Source organism: Rathayibacter sp. VKM Ac-2803, assembly GCF_009807175.1.
Classification (GTDB): Bacteria; Actinomycetota; Actinomycetes; order Actinomycetales; family Microbacteriaceae; genus Rathayibacter.
This window is the reverse complement of record NZ_WUCD01000001.1, coordinates 2,148,237-2,164,087: the sequence shown is the minus strand read 5'-3', so window position 1 is coordinate 2,164,087 and position 15,851 is coordinate 2,148,237. Positions and strand designations below refer to the sequence as shown.

Here is a 15,851-nt window from a genome sequence, read left to right as displayed (position 1 = left end):
GTCCTTCGGGTGGGGTGGCGCTACGGGGCGTTCGGGAGGAGTCCGGCGGGCTCGCCGACGTCCAGGGTGACGAGCAGTCCCGTTGCACTGGAGTCGACGGAGCGGGGGACGAAGTCGCCGGTCTGGCTGCCGAGCCACGTCGTGGCGTCGGCGGTCGCAGTGGCGTCGGCCGGGATGCCGGCGCCGTTGTAGCCGGAGAGGAGCAGGCGGTGACGGACTCCCTCCGTCTCGTTCGCGCCGGAGGGGAAGTCGGCGACCGAGAGCGGGGAGGCGGCCAGCTGCTGACCGAGGAGCAGGAGCAGCCGGGAGTCGACGCGCCCCTCCTCGAGCAGGGCGCGGGCGGCCGGGGTCGTGGTGAGGGCGGGGTTCGCGGCGAGCTGAGCACCGGCGGACGCCCGCGCCGCGGTCAGGACGGCCGCATCGGCGGCCGCCGCCTCCAGACCCTCGTCGAGGACGCGCCGGACCTCGACGGTGGAGTCTCCGCCGCCGAACTGCGCGACGGGCTCCGAATTCTCGAGGGCGGTCGAGACCTCTCCGGTCGCCGTCGCGGTCAGCGCGGGCGTGGCCAGGACGTAGTCGGCCGCCCGCCACGCCGAGTCGGGCGCCGCGGCGGCGAGGGTGGACTCGGAGACGATCGTGTCGGAGGAGAACCCTCCGTCGCTGACCTGGTCGACGAGGTCGTCCTGGACCAGCAGCACCGCCGACGGGTCGAGCGAGGAGGCGATCCAGTCGACGGCGGCGGCCGTGGTGCCGGGGTCGGCGGCGGGGGCGGGGTCGGCGGAACCGCCCTGCGAGAGCAGCGGAACGGCGACGAGCGCACCTCCGACGACGAGGACCGCGGCTCCGATGCCGATCCCGACCGCGAGCAGACCGCGACGCGAGCGCGGGGCGCGCTCCTCGGCAGCGGGCTCGTCGTTCTGATTGTCCGGAGCGTCGGCGAGGTTCAGCAGATGCTCGGGATACGTCGGCGGCGCGGGAGGTCGGTCGTCGAGGAGGACGGAGTCGAAGGGGTCTTGCGGAGTCTCGGCGAGCGCGGCAGAAGCGGCCGCATCCTTCCGGGACACGAAGGATCGCGAGGGCTCGGAGGGCCGGTGGTGGATGGTCGCCGGCACGAAGGACGCGACGGCCGGGTGGGGGAACTCGATCGCGTCGGGGTCGAGGGCGCAGACCTCGCCGATGGCGGGCGCCACTCCGAACGTCGACACGGCGGCGAGGGAGGGGGCGCTCAGCGGGACGGTCGGGGCGGGGCGCTCGAAGGCGGAGGGGGCGGAGGCGTCGAGTGGCTCGTCGTCTCGGGCGCGCGCGGCGGCGGCGCGCTCGAGCTCGGCTGCGCTCGCGAGGTCGGCGGTGCGCGCGGCATCGGCGGTGCGCGCGGCCTCGGCGAGACGCGCGGCCTCGGCGAGACGCTCAGCCTCCGCGAGACGCGCGGCCTCCGCGGCACGCTCAGCCTCCGCGAGACGCTCAGCTTCGGCGAGACGCTCAGCCTCCGCGAGACGCTCGGCCTCCGCGAGACGCTCGGCCTCCGCGGCACGCTCAGCCTCCGCGAGACGCTCAGCCTCCGCGACACGCTCAGCCTCCGCGACACGCTCAGCTTCCGCGACACGCTCAGCCTCCGCGACACGCTCAGCCTCCGCAAGACGCTCAGCCTCCGCAAGACGCTCAGCCTCCGCAAGACGCTCAGCCTCCGCAAGACGCTCAGCCTCCGCAAGACGCTCAGCCTCCGCGACATGCTCGGCCTCCGCGACACGCTCAGCCTCCGCGACACGCTCGGCCTCGACGAGACGCCCGGCTTCCGCGAGACGTTCGGCTTCCGCGGCACGCGCGGCCTCGGTGAGACGCTCGGCCTCCGCGGCTCGGTCGGCCTCCGCGACACGCTCAGCCTCCGCGACACGCTCAGCCTCCGCGACACGCTCGGCCTCTGCAGAGCGCTCGGTATCGGCGACGTGCCCCGCCACGGCGAGAGGCTGCGCCTCCCCCGCGCGCTCGGCCTCGGCGGCGCGCTTGGATTCGGCCAGTCGCTCGGCGATGCGCTGCACCACGGCGGCGCGCTCGGCGGCCGCGGCCTCCTCCTGCGCCGACACGGCGGACAGCGCCGACCGGGGCGCGGGCGGCGCTGTGCTCGAGAGCGGCGCGGGCGGCGCGAAGCTCGAGAGCGGTGCGGGAGCGGGCGGCGCCTCCGAGCGAGGAGCGGCATCGGGAGCGGCCACCGGCGCCGCGCCTCCGGACGAGGCATGGCGCGACAGGTCGGGAACGAAGTCGGCGACAGCCGGGTGCGGGAACTCGATGGCGTCGGGGTCGAGCTCGCAGTAGCGGCCGATCGAGGGTGCCGACACGTCGAAGGTGAGCAGACCGGAGGACTGTGCGGACACGGCGCGCGACGGAGGGCGCGGGACGGTCTGCTCCGGGCCGGGCGCCTCGTGGTGCTCGACGAGGGCGTCGTCCCGGCGGATGCGTCCGAACAGTCGTCGTGCGACGCCGGTGGTCTCGCGCGGCATCAGCGCGAGTCCCGTCCGAGCGCGCGCCGACTGGAGGAGGTCATACCTGCTCTTCGGAGCCCCCCGGCTGTCCGGTCTGGTCCACCCTGCGATCCGGATCGTCGTCCCCACCTGTGCATCGCCCCAGTCTCCCGGGTGTGATGGCGCGAAACGAACCCACTTCACCACTCGATACGGCGTGTCGCCTCCGGCCACGTCGCCCAACAGGGGGGTGCGGGCGTCGCATCCGCCCGCCATGATCGGGAGATGGACCTCCCTCTCGCCCTCCCGATCGCCCCGATGCTGGCGAAGGCGGTGCCCGTGGTCCCCGCCCAGGACAGCGTGCCGGGCGGCTTCTCCTACGAGCCGAAGTGGGACGGGTTCCGGGCGATCGTCTCGCGAGCCGACGGCGGCTGCGAGATCGGCAGCCGCGGCTCGAAGCCGCTGACCCGCTACTTCCCCGAGCTGGTGGCCGCGTTCCTCGACCTCCTGCCCGACGGCTGCGTGCTCGACGGCGAGATCGTGCTCGCGACCGGTGACCGCGGCGCGCAGCGGCTCGACTGGGAGCTGCTCTCGCAGCGCATCCACCCCGCCGCCAGCCGGGTCGCCACCCTCGCGGCAGAGACTCCGGCGATGCTCGTCGCGTTCGACCTGCTCGCCGTCGACGGCCGGAGCCTGCTCGAGGAGCCCTACTCGGCGCGGCGTGCGGCGCTCGCCGGCCTGCTCGACGGCGTGGCGCCTCCGTTGCACCTCGGACGCACCACCGCCGACGAGGCTCTCGCGCGGGACTGGCTCGACCGCTTCGAGGGGGCGGGGCTCGACGGAGTCGTCGCGAAGGCCCTCGACGCGCCTTACGCCCCCGGCAAGCGGTCGATGCTGAAGGTGAAGCACCACCGCACGGCCGACGTCATCGCGATCGGCTACCGCGAGCACACGTCGAAGCCGGGACTCGGCTCGCTGCTGCTCGGCCTCCACGACGCCGACGGGAACCTCCGGCAGGTGGGCGGCGCCTCCGCCTTCACCGACGCTCGACGGGTGGAGCTGGTGGAGGAGCTCGCGGACGTCGTCGAGCGGGACGAGGCGGGCGATCCGGTGCGCGGCGACGGCGAGCGGAGCCGCTTCTCGGGCAGTCGCGACACGACGTTCGTCAGGCTGCGGCCGACCCGGGTGCTCGAGGTGCGCTACGACCAGATGGAGGGCGAGCGGTTCCGCCACACGGTGCAGTTCGAGCGCTGGCGTCCCGACCGCGAGGCCGCCTCCTGCACCTTCGAGCAGCTCGAGCGGCCGACGGCCTACGACCTCGACGACGTGCTCGGCTGAGCCGACGTTCCGGCGCGTCAGTCGGCCGCGGGCTTCTTCGCGCGGCTCGGCTGGACGCGCGGCGGCTCGCCGGGCATCTTCGGGAAGTCGGGCGGGAAGGGCAGCTCGCCGAAGCCGTTCCCGACATCGCGCTCCCACCATTCGAGCAGTGTCCCGAGCCGGCCGGGAGAGTCGTGCATCCGCGCCCACGGGTCGCCCTGCGACGCGAGGCGCTCGGGGACGGTGCGGACGGTGAACTTCCGCGGGTCGACTCCATCGAGCTCGTCCCACTCGAGCGGGCAGGACACCGGGGCGTGCGCGAGGGGGCGCGGGCTGTAGGCGCCGGCCATGGTGCGGTCGCGGTTCGCCTGGTTGAAGTCGACGAAGATGCGCTCGCCGCGCTCCTCCTTCCACCACGCCGTGGTGACCTGCTCGGGCATCCGGCGCTCGAGCTCGCGCGCCGCGGCGATGACGGCGTGTCGCACCTCGAGGAACTCGTGCTCGGGCTCGATCGGCGCGAACACGTGCAGGCCGCGGTTGCCCGAGGTCTTGACGAACGGCTCCAGCTCGGCCTCGCGCAGCACCTCGCGGAGGACGTGCGCCGCGCGGACGGCGTCGGCCGCATCGGTCCCGGGCTGGGGATCGAGGTCGATGCGGAGCTGATCGGGGTGGTCGGAGTCGCCGGCCTTCGAGGCCCAGGGGTGGAACGTGATCGTGTTCATCTGCGCGGCCCAGACGGCGACGGCCGGCTCGTCGATGACGAGCTGCGGGTGCACGCGGCCGCTCGGGTAGGTGACGGGGACGGAGCGGACGTACTCGGGAGCGCCCTTGGGCGGGTTCTTCGAGAAGAACTGGTCGCCGTCGATCCCGGAGGAGAAGCGCTGCAGCGACACGGGACGATCGCCGTTCGCGGCGAGGAAGGCGTCGCCGACCGCGATCAGGTACTCCGCCACCTCGCGCTTGGTGATGCCGGGCTCGGGGAAGAGGACTCGCCCGGGGCTCGAGAGGCGGACCTCGCGGTCGCCGTGCGATCCGGGGACGGTGAGGACGACGGCGTCGCTGCTGGGCATCTGCTCACGCTAACCGGCGGAGCCGCCGGGCGACAGGGGCCCGCCGGGGCGGCGGCGGAGGCGGATCGGGCCCTTCGCGCGCGACGGGTCGACGATCTGGCCGCCCTGCACGATGTCGATCTCGCCACGGTCGACGAGCCGGCGGGCGGCGCGGCGGACGGGCTCCATCAGCGGGCGCCAGTCCTCGCCGCCCACCTTGCGCGCGACTTCGGAGGGGCAGGCGGTCGAGGAGGCGGCCCTGGCGAGGAGGAGGTGGCGGATCTCGTCCTCGAGGCGCGCCTCCTCGGGGCCGACGCCGCGGCGACGGCAGGCGTCGGAGCAGTAGCGGACGTTCTCCCAGTCGCGCGCCCACTTCGCGCGCCACTCGATCTCGCGGCCGCAGGAGGCGCAGGTCTTGCTCTCGGGGCGGGCGGAGGACTCGCGGACGCGGTGGGCCATGCCTCGAGTGTGCGCGCGCGGGGTGCGGGGCGCGACGGGTTGCGCTGAGGGCGTGCGTGCGGTGAGACGGAGGTGGTCCGGTCTGCAGGAGAGCGTGCGGTCTGCAGGAGAGCGTGCGGTCTGCAGGAGGTCCGGTCTGAAGTCCGGGCGCGACGCGGCGGAGAGCGCTCTTCGGACCGCGAGTCCTGCAGATCGCACCTCCGCCTCCTGCAGACCGCGCGAACGGCGGCCCGGAGGATCACGGACCACCGGCAGGCTGCGGTGTCATACTCCGCAATGCGGCGAGGGCTCCCCCAGCAGTGCGACAGGCTGGAGGGGCAGTGCTGCGGCGCGAAGGCGAGCCGACCCGCGCCGCATCCCCGATCGATCAGGAGCCTCCGATGAGCCGTGAGAACCTCGCCACCACCGCGGGCGCCGACGAGCCGAGCAAGCGTGCCGCCTTCGCGGGGCTGTCGTCGGACGAGTTCAAGCTCGCGTTCCGCAACCACGCCGCCGGCGTCGCCCTCATCACCGCCGACCCCGGGACCGGTCCCGTCGCGCTGACCGCGACGTCCGTCTTCTCCGTGAGCGCCGAGCCTCCGCTGTTCGTGTTCTCGCTGTCGTCGGCGTCGTCGAGCTCGCCCGCGATCCAGGCGTCCGAGACGCTCGTCGTCCACCTCCTCGGCGCGGGACAGCTGGACCTCGCGCGCCTCGGCTCGACCAGCGGGATCGACCGCTTCGCCGACACCTCGATCTGGTCGCGGCTGCCGACCGGCGAGCCGTACTTCCCGACGGCGGCCGCCTGGATCCGCGGCACCGTCATCAACCGCATGGAGGCGGGATCGTCGACGATCGTGGCCGTGCACGCCCTCGAGGCGCACGTCCCCGAGGACTCGGACACGACCGCTCCCCTCGTCTACCACAACCGCACCTGGCACCACCTCGGCGAGCACTCCCGCCTGGGCTGAGGCGCGCACCTCCTCCGAGCTGCCTCCCTCGCCGGCGCGAGACTCCAGAAGTCGTCGTACTCGAGCGTCGAGTACGACGACTTCTGCGTACTCGAATGCGACGTGAAGGCTGAGGCCGGGCGGGCGGGTCTGAGCGCCCTCGACTCTCCAGAAGTTGCGGTAGTGGCGCGCGACTACCGCAACTTCTGAGGAATGGGCGGGCTGCGGATCGACTCCGCAGGAGTTGTCGTCGTCGAGCGTCGAGTACGACAACTCCTGCGTAGTCGAACGCGACCCTGAGGCTGAAGCCGGGCGGGCGGATCTGGGCGTTCCCGACCCTCCAGAAGTTGCGGTAGTGGCGCGCCACTACCGCAACTTCTGAGGAATGAGTGGGCCGTGGATCCACTCCGCAGAAGTTGTCGTACTGGAGCGTCGAGTACGACAACTCCTGCGTACTCGAGCGCGACCCGGAGGCAGAGGCTGGGCGGGCGGATCCGGGAGCCCCCACACTCCAGAAGTTGCGGTAGTCGGACGCGACTACCGCAACTTCTGAGGAATCGGGGGCGTCGCGCCTACGCGGACGAACCCGTCGCGACCGGGCGGCCGGGGGTGTTCGACCACTGCGACCAGGAGCCGGGGTACAGGCGCGGTGCGAAGCCGGCGAGGGTCAGCGCGACGGCGTCGGCGGCGGCCGTCACTCCGGAGCCGCAGTAGACGCCGACGGGGGCGTCGGACCGCACGCCGATCGCCTCGAAGCGGGCGCGCAGCTCCGACGACGGCAGGAAGCGCCCGTCGGAGTCGACGTTGTCGGTCGCCGGGGCGTTCAGCGCTCCCGGGATGTGCCCGGCTCGCGGGTCGATCGGCTCGACGTCGCCGCGGTAGCGCTCGGGCGCACGGGCGTCGAGCAGCACGCCGTCGGACGGCAGCGCGGCCGCCGCGTCGATGTCGAGCACCGGCAGCGCGCCGTAGGCGAGCTCCGCATCGCCGGGCGCGAGCGGCACCACGGGGCCGGCCTCCAGCGGGCGACCCGAGCCCGTCCACGCGCGCAGCGATCCGTCGAGCAGGCGCACGTCGGCGACTCCGGCGGCGCGCAGCAGCCACCAGGCGCGGGCCGACGAGAGGTTCTTGAGGTCGTCGTAGACCACGACCGCCTGGCCGCGGCGGAGCCCCCAGCGGCGCGCCGCCTCCTGCAGCGCCTCGATCGGAGGCAGCGGGTGCCGCCCGTCGCCGGGCTCGCCGTGCGCCGCGAGCTCGTGGTCGAGGTCGACGTAGACCGCGCCGGGAATGTGACCCTCGAGGTACGCGGGCCGGCCTTCGGGGCGGTCGAGGCGCCAGCGCACGTCGAGGACCAGCGGCGGCTCGGGCGACGCGAGGGCCGCCTCCAGCTCATCGGGCGTCACGAGGACGGCTGTGCGGTCGGGGATGTCGGTGTCGGTCATGGCCGTCCTTTCGAGTGCGCTCACAGCGCGGTTCCGGGATTCAGGATGCCCTGCGGATCGAACAGCCGCCGCACCGCGCGCTGCAGGGCGACGACGTCGGGTCCGAGCTCGCGCCGGGCCCACTCGCGCTTGAGCCCGCCGACGCCGTGCTCGCCGCTCACGGTGCCGCCGAGCTCGAGGGCCAGCGCGAAGACGGCCTCGGCCGCGGCGTCGGCCTGCGCGCGCGCCTCCTCCGACTCGTCGCGCAGGCGGATGATCGGGTGCAGGTTGCCGTCGCCCGCGTGGGCGAAGACGTAGACGTCGGCACCGGTGTCGGCGGCGATCGCGTGGATCCGTCGGATCGCCTCGGCGAGGCGCGAGCGGGGCACCGCGATGTCCTCGATCAGCACCCGGCCGCGCGCCTCGATCGCGGGCAGGGCGTCGCGGCGGGCGGCGGCCAGTGCGAGGCCCTCCTCGGCGTCGAGCGTGGTCTCGACGCCGGTCGCGGTCGGTGCGAGCACGGCGCGCACCGCCTCGATCTCCTCCGCCGCGCCGAAGCCGTCGGTCTGCACGAGGAGGAACGCACCACCGCGTGTGGCGAGAGCGGAGCCGCGCAGCGCGTCGATCGCCTCGAGGGTGCTTGCATCGACGAGCTCCAGCACGCTCGGTCGGAGGCCCGCGAGGGCGAGGGCGACGGCCGCCTCGGCTCCGGCGGCGACATCGGTGAAGAACGCGGCGGCGGTCGCGGTCAGCCGAGGGCGCGGCAGGAGGCGGAGGGTCGCGCCGACGACCACGCCGAGACTCCCCTGCGACCCGACCAGCAGGGCGGTCAGGTCGAGGCCGACGACGCCCTTCACCGTGTCGCGGCCGAGGTGCACCAGGGAGCCGTCGGCCAGCACGACGTCGAGGGCGAGGACGGCGTCGCGCGTCACTCCGTACTTGGCACCGCGCAGCCCGCCCGCATTGGTGGCGATGTTGCCGCCGATGGTCGAGATCTCGACGCTGCCCGGATCGGGGGCGTAGAGCAGGCCGTGGCGGGCCGCCGCGCGGTCGAGATCGGCGGTGATCACTCCGGGCTCGACTCGCGCGATGCCGTCGACCGGGTCGATCGAGAGGATGCGGTCGAGGCCGGAGACGTCGAGGACGATCGCGCCCTCCCCCGCGCTCGCGGCGCCCGCGAGTCCGGAGGCGGCGCCACGGGTCACCACGGGGATCCCGTGGGCGGAGGCGTGGGCGAGCGTCGCGCGGACCTCGTCGACGTCGCGGGCGCGGACGACCCCGACGGGATCGCCGGGGGGCGACCAGCCCGAGCGGTCGGCGCGGGCGACGGACGGGTCGAAGACCGGCGCAGCGATGCTCACGCGTCCACCCGCGTGATGATCTCCGCCGTGGCCGCGGAGGCCTTCACCCGCTCGAGGAACAGCACCACGGTCGCGGCGGCGGAGCGGTGGGTCGCGTCGTTCAGCGCATCGTGCCGGCCGCCCGCGAGGAGGTGGACCTCGGCGCGCGGGGCGGTGCGGTACACGGCCACCGCCTCCTCGGCGGGACTGATCGCATCGGCCTCGCCGTGCAGCGCGAGCAGTGGGGCTCGCACGGCGCTCGCCGCGACGGCCAGCAGCTCGGGAGGCAGCACCGCGTCGCGCGCACCGGCGTCGGCCTCGCGCTCGAGCACCCCGGCGTGGTTGGGGCAGGAAGTCCGCTCGGCGATGCCCTCGCCGCCCTCGGCCCGGACCGGTAGACCGGCGACGATCACCGCGTCGACCGCGTCGGGAAGGGTGGCGGCGATCTCGAGGGCGACCGCGGCTCCCGCATCGGAGCCGACGAGCACCACGGGCGAGACCGCCGCGGGGTCGCCCAGGAGGGCGAGCGCCTCCTCGCGGACGCCCGGTGCCGTGGCGTCGCCGAGGGCGCGCACGCGGTAGGCGTCGCGGGCGATCCGTGTGCCGAACCTCTCGTAGACGGCGGGGGTCTCGCCGCGACCGCCGAGGACGATCAGCGTGCCGCGGGCGGCGATCCCCTCCGGCTCGTCGAAGTGCCGGGCGGTGCGCGCGGAGGTGGGGACGGTGAGGGTCATGCGGGGACTCCTTCGGAGAGGGGGACGAGGAGCTCGGCGAGCGGGAGCGGCGCGACGGCCGCCTCCCGCCCGCGGAGCCCGAGGAGGGACTGCAGCCGCTCGCTCACGGGCACGGCGACGCCCGCCCGGCGGGCGAGCAGCACGACTTCGCCGGTCAGGTGGTCGACCTCGCTCCCGGCGCCGCGGGCGAAGCTCTGCCAGGTCGAGAGGCGGCCGGGGGTGTGACCGGGCACGGCGTCGACGCGGAGGCGGGTGCCGTCGTCCTCCGCGATCGCGCGGCCGTTCGCGGTGAGCGCGAGGCGCGCCTCCGCCACGAGGGCCTCGCGGGCGGCGGCGCGCTCGGTGTCGGAGCCGGTGAAGAGGTCGAGGCCGTTCACGGCGTTGGCGAGCAGCTTGCGAGCCTTCCACGCGCCGATGTCGGCCACCGCGCGGGCCGCGAAGCCCGCGTCGCGGAAGGTCGCGGCGAGCGCCTCGGCCCGGACGTCGTCGGCGTCGGGGTGGCGCCCGATCCACAGCACGCCGACGGTCGGGAACGACGGCGACACGACCTCTCCGGGAGTCAGGAAGCTGGCCGCGATGCCGATCGAGACGCCGAGCACGCTGGAGAAGCGGCGGAGCGCCAGGTCCTCGGCGGCGAGCCCGTTCTGGAAGGTGAGCACCGGCAGGGTGCCGCCCGCTCCCCCGCCGATCAGCGGCGTCCACGCCCACTCGGCGAGCGCCGCCTCGGCGTCCTGCGCCTTCACGGTCAGGACGAGGACGTCCCCGCGCCGCGGTGCCGCCTCCGCCGGCCCGCTCGCGACCGGCACGCGCACGGTCTCGTCGCCCGCCGGCCGTCGGAGGCGCAGCCCGCGCTCGCGGATCACGCGGAGGTGCTCACCGCGCGCTATCAGGACGACGTCCTGCCCCGCCAGGTGCAGCTGCGCCGCGACCACCGAGCCGACGGCGCCTCCGCCGATCACGAGGAAGCGCGCGCTCACGAGACCACCGCCGCAGCCCCGGGGATGGCCGCGAGCAGCGTCCTGGTGTACTCCGCCTCGGGCGAGCCGAAGACGCGGGAGGTGCTGCCCGCCTCCTCGACCCGGCCGCGGTTCAGCACCACGATCTCGTGGGAGACCTCGGCGACCACGGCGAGGTCGTGCGAGATGAAGAGGTAGGCGACGCCGAGGTCGCGCTGCAGCTCGACCAGCAGCTCGAGGATCTGCGCCTGCACCGACACGTCGAGCGCCGACACCGGCTCGTCGAGCAGCACGAGGTCGGGGCCGAGCGCGAGCGCCCGGGCGATCGCCACCCGCTGCCGCTGACCGCCCGAGAGCTCGGCGGGCAGGCGGGAGAGGAAGGAGCCGGGGAGCCCGACCCGGTCGAGCAGCTCGTGCGCGCGGCCGAGGCGGGTGACGCGGTCGCCCACTCCGAAGGACACGAGCGGCTCGATCACCGACTCGAGCACTGTGAAGCGCGGGTCGAGCGCCGCGAACGGATTCTGGTGCACCAGCTGGATGCGGCGCCGGAGCGGCCGCCACTGCTTCTCGCGCGCAGTGGTCAGGTCGGCGCCCTCGACGAGGACCCGACCGCTCGACGCGCGCTCGAGTCCGAGGGCGATCCGCAGCGCCGTCGTCTTGCCCGATCCCGACTCCCCCACCAGAGCGAGCGTCTGCCCGGCACGCACCGAGAACGAGACGTCGTCGAGCGCGCGGAAGCCGCCGCGCCTCCCCGGGAGCGGGAAGTCCTTCACCACGTTCTCGATCCGCAGGATCTCGGGAGCCGGCTCCACCTGCTCGAAGCGCGGCACGATCCTCCCGCCGTGCCCGAGACCGGGAGCGGCGGCGATCAGGGCGCGCGTGTACTCCTCCCGCGGCGCCACGAGGATCTCAGCGGGCGGCCCCTGCTCGATGACCCGGCCTCCGCGCATCACGAGCACGCGGTCGGCCCGATCGGCCGCGACGGCGAGATCGTGCGTGATGATCAGCAGCGCGATGCCCTGCTCGCGGACGAGCGACTGCAGATGGTCGAGGATCCGCTTCTGCACCGTGACGTCGAGGGCGGAGGTGGGCTCGTCGGCGATGATCAGCCGCGGCTTCCCCGCGAGGGCGATCGCGATCAGCGCACGCTGGCGCAGGCCCCCGGAGAGCTCGTGCGGGTACTGCCTCGCCCGCAGCTCGGGATCGTCGATCCCCGCCTGCCCGAGCGCCTCGAGCACCTCGGCATCGACGGATCGGCGGTCGACACCGCGCAGGCGCACGGCCTCTGCGACCTGCGCGCCGATCCGGAGGGTCGGATCGAGCCCGACCATCGGGTCCTGCGGCACGAGCCCCACGACCCGGCCGCGGAGGCGGCGCAGCTCCTTCTCGGAGGCGTGCGTCACGTCGTCCCCCGCGATCTCGATCGAGCCGCCGGTGATCCGGCCGTTCGCCGGCAGCAGCCCGAGCACGGCGTTCGCGGTCGTCGACTTGCCCGACCCCGACTCGCCGACCACGGCCACGATCTCGCCCGGTGCGATCTCGAGCGAGACCTCGTGCACGACGGTCTGCTCGCCGTAGGCGACCGAGAGGCCCTCGAGCCGCACGAGCGCGCTCACGACCGCACCTCCTCGACGGTCTTCGCCACGTGATTCAGCGAGAAGACCAGGAGTCCGACGAACAGTCCCGGGAGCAGCGAGAGCCACGGACTGGTCACGAGGTAGTTGCGGCCGCTCGAGATGAGCGTGCCCCACTCCGCCGCGGGAGGCGCCGCGCCGAAGCCGAGGAAGCTCAGCGCGGCCACCGCGATGATCGCGGTGCCGAGATCGAGCACCGCCAGCACGGCGACCGGACCCCACGAGTTCGGCAGCACGTGCCGCACGAGGATGCGGAGCCGGGTGGCGCCTCCGGTGCGCGCGGCCTCGACGTAGGGCAGCGTCTTCACCCGCAGCACCTCGGCGCGGGTGGTCCGCGCGAATCCCGGGAGGATCCCGATGCCCACGGCGAGCGCCACGGGCAGCGTGCCGAAGCCGATCGCGGTGACGATGGCGAGCGCCAGCAGCAGACCGGGGATGGCGAGCAGCACGTCGACGATCCGCATGATGACGGCGTCGACGACTCCGCCCGCGTAGCCAGAGACGACGCCGAGTGCGAGACCGCCGACCAGGGCGATCGCGATAGCGATCACCGTGGCCTGGATGGTCAGCGCCCCGCCGTGCAGGACCCGCGCGAACAGATCGCGGCCGAGCTCATCGGTGCCGAAGAGGTGCGCGGCGCTCGGCGCCTGCAGCTTGTCGACCGGAGCCGTTGCGTACGGGTCGTAGCCGGTGAAGAGCGCCGGGGCGATCGCCGACGCCAGCACGAAGACGACGAAGGCGAGCGCGATGACGAATCCGGGGCGGCGGAGGAGGAGCCGGAGCGTCCGGAGGCGCCGGGCGCTCCTCCCGTGGGCGGCGCGCTCGCGGGGTTCGGAGGCGACCTGGACGGCGGTCTCGGGTCGGGTCAGTTCGAGCGTCATGGCCGGCTCGCCTTCGCTGTCGTGGTGATGCGCGGATCGAGGAGGGGGTAGAGCAGGTCGACGAGGAGGTTGATCCCGACGAAGACGGCCGCGGCCAGCACCACGATCGCCTGGACCACCGGCACGTCCTGGGTGAGCACCGACTCCTGGGCGAGCGTGCCGATGCCCTGCCGGGCGAAGATCGTCTCGGCGACGATCGCGCCGGTGACGGTGTTGCCGGCCAGGATGCCGAGGATCGTCAGCGTCGGCAGCGAGGCGTTGCGGAACGCGTGCCGCCACTGCACCGCCGCGCGGGAGAGCCCGGTGGCGCGCGCGGTCGTGATGTACGCCTCCCGCTCGACGTCGGCGAAGCTGCGGGTCAGCACCTGGGCGAGCATCGCGGAGGTGGGGATCGCCATCGTCACCGCCGGCAGGATCAGGGACGCCGGAGTCGCGCTGCCCGTGGAGGGCAGCAGGTGCAGGGTGAAGGCGAAGAACTGGATGAGCAGCAGGCCGATCCAGAACCCGGGGAACGCGACTCCCGCGGACGGCAGGCGGCTGAGCACCACCTTGAGCGGCTTCCACTGGACGTACGCCGCCAGGTAGGCGAGCGCCGTGCCGCCGACCAGCGCGAGCCCGATGGCGAGGGCGCTGAGCTGCAGCGTGCCGGGCAGCTTCTCGCCGATCAGCTGCGTGACCGGGATCCCCTTCGTGATGGAGGTGCCGAAGTCGCCGCGGAGCGCGTTGCCGAGCATGTGCAGGTACTGCTGCCAGACCGGCTGGTCGAGTCCGTAGCGCGCCTGCGCCTCGGCGAGCTGCTGCGGAGTGAGGGAGTCGAGCTCGACGTTGTTGGCCGAGAGGAGCAGCGCCAGCGGGTCGCTCGGCAGCAGCCACAGCACCGCGAAGGTCACGGTGTAGGCGGCCCACAGCACGAGGACCGCCTGGCCGAGCCGGCCTGCGAGGTAGCGGCCGAGGCCCGAGGGGGTCGAGCGGGTGCCCGACCTCCCCGGTGCGGCGGAAGCGATGACGGTGGTCACGGCTGGATCCAGGTCCCGGCGAAGTCGCCGAACGCCTCCGAGGTGAAGCGGAAGCCGTGCACCGCCGACGAGACTCCGGCGAGCTGCACCCGCTCGGCGAAGGGGAACACCAGGGCGTTCTCGAGCAGGTAGTCCTGGAGCTCGGCGTAGACGGCGGCCCGGGCCGCGGTGTCGACGGTCTGCACACCGCGGTCGAGCAGCGCCTGGACCTCGGTCGCCTGCTCTGCGGTGAAGTTGTTCACCGCCTGGGCCTTCGATCCGGCGTAGCGGGAGTCGATGATCCACTGGATCACTCCCGGGTCGGCGCGGGTGTAGTAGGTCGAGATCAGGTCGTAGTCACCGCTGTTCAGCACGTCCGCGCGCTGCGCGTTCGTGATCACGTTCAGCTCGAGATCGATGCCGACCTGCTTGAGCTGGTCCTGGATCAGCTGATCGCCCGCTCCGAACTGCGTCACGATCGGCACCGAGAGGGCGAGCTTCCGCCCGTCCCGGTAGCGGTAGCCGTCATCGCCCAGCGCCCAGCCGGCCTCGTCGAGGAGCTCGCCCGCGCCGTCGGCGTCGAAGGCCAGCTCCGACGACTCGTCCTGATGGAACGGCGTGGTCGTGTTGTAGACGCTCGTGACGGCCGGATAGTCGGCACCGAAGATCGTCGACGCGTACGTCTCGCGGTCGATCGCCTTCTGCACGGCCTGCCGCACCTTCTGGTCCGAGAGGATCCTCCCCTCCGCGACGTTGGGGTAGTAGTTGCTCGCGGGGCCCGGCAGCGATCGGCTCTCGACGGTGTCGCCGTTGCCGGTGATCACCGCCTGGTCGTTCTCCGAGATCGGGTTCCGCGGCCAGGCGATGTCGATCTCGTCGCTCGTGAGCTGGCCGACGCGCACGCTGTCCTCGGCGACGTAGCTGACGTCGATCCCGTCGAGGTACGCCTCGCCGGTGTTCTCACGGAGCGACGAGCCCCAGGCGTAGCCGGCGCGCTTGTCGAGGGTGATGCCGGTGCCCGGCGTGTAGTCGGAGAGGGTGAAGGGCCCGGAGCCGACCACGGCTCCGAGGCAGCGCTCCTCGGGCGTCCGCTCGTACGACGAGGCGGCGAGGATCGCGAGGTTCGTGGTCGAGGTGCCCTGCAGGAACGCGGCGTTGGGAGTCGCGAAGGCGACCTTCACGGTGTCGGCGTCGACCACCTCCGTGCCCGAGTAGCCGGCGAGGTAGACGCCGCCGTAGGCCCCTGGCAGCTGCGCGAGGGTCGCCGCGTCGCTGTCGAAGGCCGTCTTCACGCTGTCGGCGCTGAACACGGTGCCGTCCGAGAAGGTGACGTCGGTGCGCAGGTCGAAGGTGTACTCCGTGCCGGCGTCGTTCACGCTCCAGCCGGTCGCGAGCCACGGCTCGATCTCGCCCGTCTCCGGGTCCTGGTCGGTGAGGGAGTCGGCGACGTTGCGGATGACGGTGCGGTGCTCGATCCAGTAGGTCTGGAACGGGTCGACGCACGAGAACGCGGCGTTGTCGGGGAAGAACGCGAGCGAGAGGCGGCCCCCGGAGACGGGAGTCGCGTCGTCGGAGGCGGTGCCGGCCTCGGAGGAGCCGGAGCAGGCGGTCAGGGCGAGGGCGGCGGCGAGGGTGAGCGCGGCAGCGCCGGCCCAGCGGGATCGTCGGTGAGTCATGGCTGTGGGG

13 protein-coding genes are annotated in these 15,851 nt (G+C 73.6%); 2 read left to right on the top strand and 11 right to left on the bottom strand.

The window, feature by feature from the left end; genetic code table 11:
* Positions 1-20: 20 nt before the first annotated feature.
* A complete protein-coding gene (locus GRS96_RS10060; RefSeq protein WP_159988406.1) occupies positions 21-2,495 on the bottom strand; it encodes a hypothetical protein in 2,475 nt (824 codons plus the stop codon).
* Positions 2,496-2,741: 246 nt separating this feature from the next.
* On the opposite strand from GRS96_RS10060, the gene GRS96_RS10055 reads away from it, so the two are divergent.
* Positions 2,742-3,794 carry an ATP-dependent DNA ligase gene (locus tag GRS96_RS10055; protein WP_159988405.1) on the top strand — a complete coding sequence of 351 codons (1,053 nt, stop codon included), beginning with the start codon at positions 2,742-2,744 and terminating at the stop codon, positions 3,792-3,794.
* Between the two features lie 17 nt (positions 3,795-3,811).
* Here the strand turns inward: GRS96_RS10055 and ligD are convergent, their stop codons facing one another.
* Positions 3,812-4,843 (bottom strand): non-homologous end-joining DNA ligase, encoded by a 1,032-nt coding sequence (ligD, locus tag GRS96_RS10050; protein ID WP_159988404.1) that lies wholly within the window; start codon positions 4,841-4,843, stop codon positions 3,812-3,814.
* Positions 4,844-4,852: 9 nt separating this feature from the next.
* Complete coding sequence (locus tag GRS96_RS10045; RefSeq protein ID WP_159857064.1) at positions 4,853-5,281, bottom strand: DUF2256 and DUF3253 domain-containing protein; 429 nt, start codon at positions 5,279-5,281, stop codon at positions 4,853-4,855.
* 380 nt (positions 5,282-5,661) lie between these two features.
* Between GRS96_RS10045 and GRS96_RS10040 the strand changes: the two genes are divergently transcribed.
* On the top strand, positions 5,662-6,228 hold the full coding sequence (locus GRS96_RS10040) for a flavin reductase family protein (protein WP_159857063.1): 567 nt from the start codon (positions 5,662-5,664) through the stop codon (positions 6,226-6,228).
* Between the two features lie 551 nt (positions 6,229-6,779).
* Here GRS96_RS10040 and GRS96_RS10035 read toward each other — a convergent pair.
* The 8 genes from GRS96_RS10035 to GRS96_RS10000 are packed head-to-tail and all read right to left on the bottom strand — an operon-like array spanning position 6,780 to position 15,841.
* Positions 6,780-7,646 (bottom strand): sulfurtransferase, encoded by an 867-nt coding sequence (locus GRS96_RS10035; RefSeq protein ID WP_159988403.1) that lies wholly within the window; start codon positions 7,644-7,646, stop codon positions 6,780-6,782.
* Positions 7,647-7,666: 20 nt separating this feature from the next.
* Positions 7,667-8,986, bottom strand: a complete 1,320-nt coding sequence (locus GRS96_RS10030) for an FAD-binding oxidoreductase (protein ID WP_159988402.1) — start codon at positions 8,984-8,986, stop codon at positions 7,667-7,669.
* Positions 8,983-9,699: an alpha/beta hydrolase gene (locus GRS96_RS10025; RefSeq protein ID WP_159988401.1), complete on the bottom strand. Its 717-nt coding sequence runs from the start codon at positions 9,697-9,699 to the stop codon at positions 8,983-8,985. Before GRS96_RS10025 ends, GRS96_RS10030 begins: the two co-directional genes overlap by 4 nt.
* Positions 9,696-10,676, bottom strand: a complete 981-nt coding sequence (locus tag GRS96_RS10020; protein ID WP_159988400.1) for a ketopantoate reductase family protein — start codon at positions 10,674-10,676, stop codon at positions 9,696-9,698. The genes GRS96_RS10025 and GRS96_RS10020 overlap by 4 nt, the downstream gene beginning before the upstream one ends.
* Positions 10,673-12,271 (bottom strand): dipeptide ABC transporter ATP-binding protein, encoded by a 1,599-nt coding sequence (locus GRS96_RS10015; protein WP_159988399.1) that lies wholly within the window; start codon positions 12,269-12,271, stop codon positions 10,673-10,675. The genes GRS96_RS10020 and GRS96_RS10015 overlap by 4 nt, the downstream gene beginning before the upstream one ends.
* Complete coding sequence (locus GRS96_RS10010) at positions 12,268-13,170, bottom strand: ABC transporter permease (protein ID WP_159857057.1); 903 nt, start codon at positions 13,168-13,170, stop codon at positions 12,268-12,270. The genes GRS96_RS10015 and GRS96_RS10010 overlap by 4 nt, the downstream gene beginning before the upstream one ends.
* Complete coding sequence (locus tag GRS96_RS10005; protein ID WP_236553609.1) at positions 13,167-14,186, bottom strand: ABC transporter permease; 1,020 nt, start codon at positions 14,184-14,186, stop codon at positions 13,167-13,169. Before GRS96_RS10005 ends, GRS96_RS10010 begins: the two co-directional genes overlap by 4 nt.
* Positions 14,183-15,841, bottom strand: coding sequence for an ABC transporter substrate-binding protein (locus tag GRS96_RS10000; RefSeq protein ID WP_159988398.1), 1,659 nt, complete (start codon positions 15,839-15,841; stop codon positions 14,183-14,185). The genes GRS96_RS10005 and GRS96_RS10000 overlap by 4 nt, the downstream gene beginning before the upstream one ends.
* Positions 15,842-15,851 lie beyond the last annotated feature (10 nt).